This is a genomic window from Streptomyces sp. NPDC041970 (assembly GCF_055588985.1).
Window position 1 is genome coordinate 1 of the sequence record NZ_JBVJCD010000092.1, and the last position, 3,801, is coordinate 3,801.

General features: G+C 72.6%; 3 protein-coding genes. 2 read left to right on the forward strand and 1 reads right to left on the reverse strand.

The window, feature by feature from the left end:
* The coding region (locus ACZ6EJ_RS26885) for a RiPP maturation radical SAM C-methyltransferase (RefSeq protein WP_469270724.1) at positions 1-880 on the reverse strand (880 nt) is incomplete at its 3' end.
* A gap of 393 nt (positions 881-1,273) precedes the next feature.
* Between ACZ6EJ_RS26885 and ACZ6EJ_RS26890 the strand changes: the two genes are divergently transcribed.
* Together ACZ6EJ_RS26890 and ACZ6EJ_RS26895 are read left to right on the forward strand one after the other, a co-directional pair.
* Entirely contained in the window at positions 1,274-2,182 is a 909-nt protein-coding gene (locus ACZ6EJ_RS26890) for a class I SAM-dependent methyltransferase (RefSeq protein ID WP_469270725.1), read from the forward strand.
* Between the two features lie 112 nt (positions 2,183-2,294).
* Positions 2,295-3,662 (forward strand): MFS transporter, encoded by a 1,368-nt coding sequence (locus tag ACZ6EJ_RS26895; protein ID WP_469270726.1) that lies wholly within the window; start codon positions 2,295-2,297, stop codon positions 3,660-3,662.
* Positions 3,663-3,801: the final 139 nt, after the last annotated feature.

A 3,801-nucleotide genomic window follows, 5' to 3' on the forward strand; every position in this document is an offset into this window, starting at 1 on the left:
TCGCACCGTTCAACCCGCAGAACGTGCAGTGCGTCTTCGCACCCCACCAACACCCCCGCGAGAACTCCACCGGCAACGTGATCTCCGGCTCCAGACCCCCCAACCCCGCCTCAACCAACTGCTCGAAGAACCCGTCGTAGTTCGGCACCGGAACAGCCAACGGACGATCCGGACGCGGCTCCGCCACCACCGCCGCACCCTCCACCGACACCCGCGCCCGCAACCGCCCCCCACTCACCACCGGACCACCCGACGCCACCGCCCGCAGCAACGCCAGGAACGCATCCTCACCCGGACCGTCCACCACCGCGTCCAACGCCGCATTCCGCGCCAGCAACGTCCGACCCATCGACCCCTCGCAGTTGCTCCCCCCCATCACGATCACCCCACCGAAACCGTGCTCACGCAACCGCTCCGCCACCGCCAACGTCGGCCCGTTCTGGCTGAACATCGAGGTGAAGCCGATGACGTCGGGGGAATCGGCCAGCAGGGCGCGGGCGGTGTGCTCCACATGCGCCTCGGCGACCGGCCGCAGGGCGTCGAGGAGGGCGATGGCCTGCTCGTCGACCCGGTGGTCGCGCAGCACGGCGTAGTAGGCGTCGCGTCGGGCGGGTTCGGCATGGCGCTGGGCGAACACCCAGTCGCCGGCCGCGAGGTGGTACAGCTTCTCCGACACGGTCTCGTAGGCGTCCGACCACACCTCGTCGGAAAGCCCGAGAGTCGAGCGGGCGAGTCCGTAGAACTTCAGATATGCATAATACGGCCGGACATCCCAGCCCTCGGCCTCCGCCACAGACCGGAGAATTCCGACTTGAATCGAGGGGCGCACCGTGCTGTTCCACGGCATGGAAACCAGGGCGACCTTTCGATCAGCAGACACGGAATCTCCCTTCACGGGTACCGGTTGCGGCTCTGCGTAGAAGCTTCGAGCGGCGTATCCGCCCTGTCAACAAGCGGAAAAGCAGGGGTGCGGTTTGGCTGAATGTGGCCGGAGCGATCCTTCCGCACATGTGAGGGACGTGTGAAGATGATGTACGCGGCCCACCTCCCGGAGCCGCCCTCCCCTTCCCGTCCTCCCAGGTCGGATTGGGAGCGGAAGCGGGTACGAGCATGTACGCGACGGGCTCTCCGGAGTGAATGGGGTTGCGGCCTCCGGGAATGCCCCATAGGGTCCACCGGCCGACGCACTACCGGCCCCCCTTTGCCGTCGCTTTATCCGCGAACCCCTTTCGCCGCCCGGCAGTCGGTCGGCCATGAGCATGGAGGAGAACTCATGTCCGAGCCGTTGCACGGGAGTCCGTCGACGGGTGAGAACGACGACCCGGCCGCGCCCCCCTTACCGATCTCCCTGACCGGCGCGGCCGCCACCCTGCTCGCCCCGCTGTACGCGCGGGCCCTGGACGCGCGCTCCCCGCACCCCCTCCTCGGGGACCGGGTCGCCGCCGCGCTGGTGGCCCGGACGGAGTACGACTTCGACCGGCTCGGCATCAACGAGACCAACGCCGTGGGCGTCGCCTTGCGCACCCGGTGGTTCGACCGCCAGGTCCGGCGATTTCTCGCCGACCACCCGCGCGCCGTCGTCGTCCATCTGGGCTGCGGCCTCGACGACCGGTTCACCCGGCTGGCCCCCGGCCCGGACGTGCGGTGGTACGACCTCGACCAGCCCGAGGTCATCGACCTCCACCGCGCCGTCCACCCCGACCACCCCGCCCGGCACACCGTCGCCGCCTCGGTCACCGACCCCGAGTGGCCGGCGCGGATACCGACCGACGCCCCCGTCCTCGTCGTGGCCGAGGGCCTGTCCATGTACCTGCGGGCCGAGGACGGCCCGCGGGTCCTGCGCCGGATCGTCGAACGGTTCCCGCAGGGCGAGCTGGTACTCGACACCTACTCCCGGTTCGCCGTCGGCTCCACGCGCCGCTTCGCCCTCTTCCGCCGCACCGGCGCCCAACTGGCCTGGGGCGTCGACGATCCGCGGGAGCTCGACCGGGACGCGGCCGGGCTGCGGCTCGTGGAGTCCATCAGCGCCTACGGGACCGCCAAGGGGGTGGACCTCCGCGGACTGCCCGCGCGGTTGCGCGCCCGCATACTGCTCGACACCCAGGTCATGGCGCGGCTGCCGGTGCTGGGCGCCGTCGGCCACCTCTCACGCCACGCGTTCGGCGCGGGCGCCGCCGCCTGACCGCCCCTGCCCCTGTCCACCCGCGCTCCTCGGCCTCTTCGGCCCCCTCCGGCACTTCGCCCCCATTCCGCGGTCGTACGCCCAGGCCGCCCTTCTCCGGAAAAACAGATCCATGCTGATCGCATACCTGCTCTCCCACGGGCTCTCCCTGCTGGGCAACACCGTGGCGAGCATCGCCCTGCCCTGGCTCGTGCTCCAACGCACCGGCGACGCCTCGGCCGTGGGCCTGGTGGCCGCCGCCTCCGCCGTTCCGGTCCTGCTCTCCGCCGTCGTCGGCGGCGTGCTGATCGACCGGTTCGGCCGCCGCCGCCTCTCCGTCTGCGCCGACTTCGCCTCGGCCGCCTGCGTCGCGGCCCTGCCGGTCGTGGACGGCCTGATCGGGCTGACCGTGGCGTGGTTCGTCGTCCTCGGCGTCGCCGGGGCCCTCATCGACGTACCGGGCATGACCGCTCGTGAGGCGCTCGCCCCCGACGTCGCCAAGGCCAGCGGCATGGACCTGACCCGGCTGGCCGGGCTGCGCGAGACCGTCAGCGGCGTCGTCGTGATCATCGCCCCGGCCGCCGCCGGCTTCCTCATCGTCCTGGTCCAGCCGGCCACCGTGCTGTGGGTCACGGCCGTCTGCTCCGCGCTCGCGGGCGTCGGCGGTCTCGTCCTGCCCCGCCGGCTCGGACGCCGCACCCCGCCGAGCGGCGAGACCCCGAGCGGTCCGTGGGCCGACGTCCGGCACGGGTTCTCCGTCCTGCGCGGCGACCGCACCGTCACGACGATCACCCTGCTGTCGGCGGCCAGCGTCGCCGTCCTCGCCCCGCTCCAGAACCTGGTCCTCCCCGTCTACCTGGCGGGGAAGGACTCTCCCGGCGGCTACGGCCTCGTGATCTCCTGCCTGGCCGTCGGCGGCATCGGGGGGTCGATCGCGTACGCGGTGACCGGGCCGAAACTGTCCCGGCGGACCGTGTTCGTGGTCTCCCAGGTCATCTCGCTGTTCGGCATGGTGGGCCTGGCCCTGCTCCCGTCGGTACCGGTCCTCATCGCCTGCGCCGTCCTGACCGGCGTCGGCGCCGGGCCGCTGCCCGCGCTCTTCATGGTCCTGGTCACCGAACGCGTCTCCGAGGACGTGCGCGGCCGCGTGCTCGGAATGCAGAACGCCGTCTCCATGACCGCGATCCCGGCGAGCACCTTCCTGGCGGGCCTGCTGGTGGAGGGGGTGGGGCTGCGCGAGACGGGCGTGGTCATCGCGGTGACGTGGGGGGCCGTCTCCCTGCTGCTCCTGGTCGCCCCGGCCATGCGCCGACTGGACCCCCCGGCCTCGCCCGAGACCGGGGAGGGGCCCGAGGCCGACGCCGGGGCCGCGTCCGGGGCCGGGACCAAGGCCGACGCCGGGGCCGGGACCAAGGCCGACGCCGGGGCCGCGCCCGAGGCCGAGGCCGCCGGGATTCCGAACCCCACCGTCCCTCCCCGCACGGCCCACCAGCCCGACTGAGCCGGCGGGACCGCATCGGCCGCGGGCGGCATCGCCGCGGCGGGCGGGGGCGCGACCGCTCCCATGACGCGGGGGCGGGGGGGGGGGCGGGGCTGGTGTCCCCTGACCTCGATGTGCTTTCCTTTCCCTTTCGCTCGTG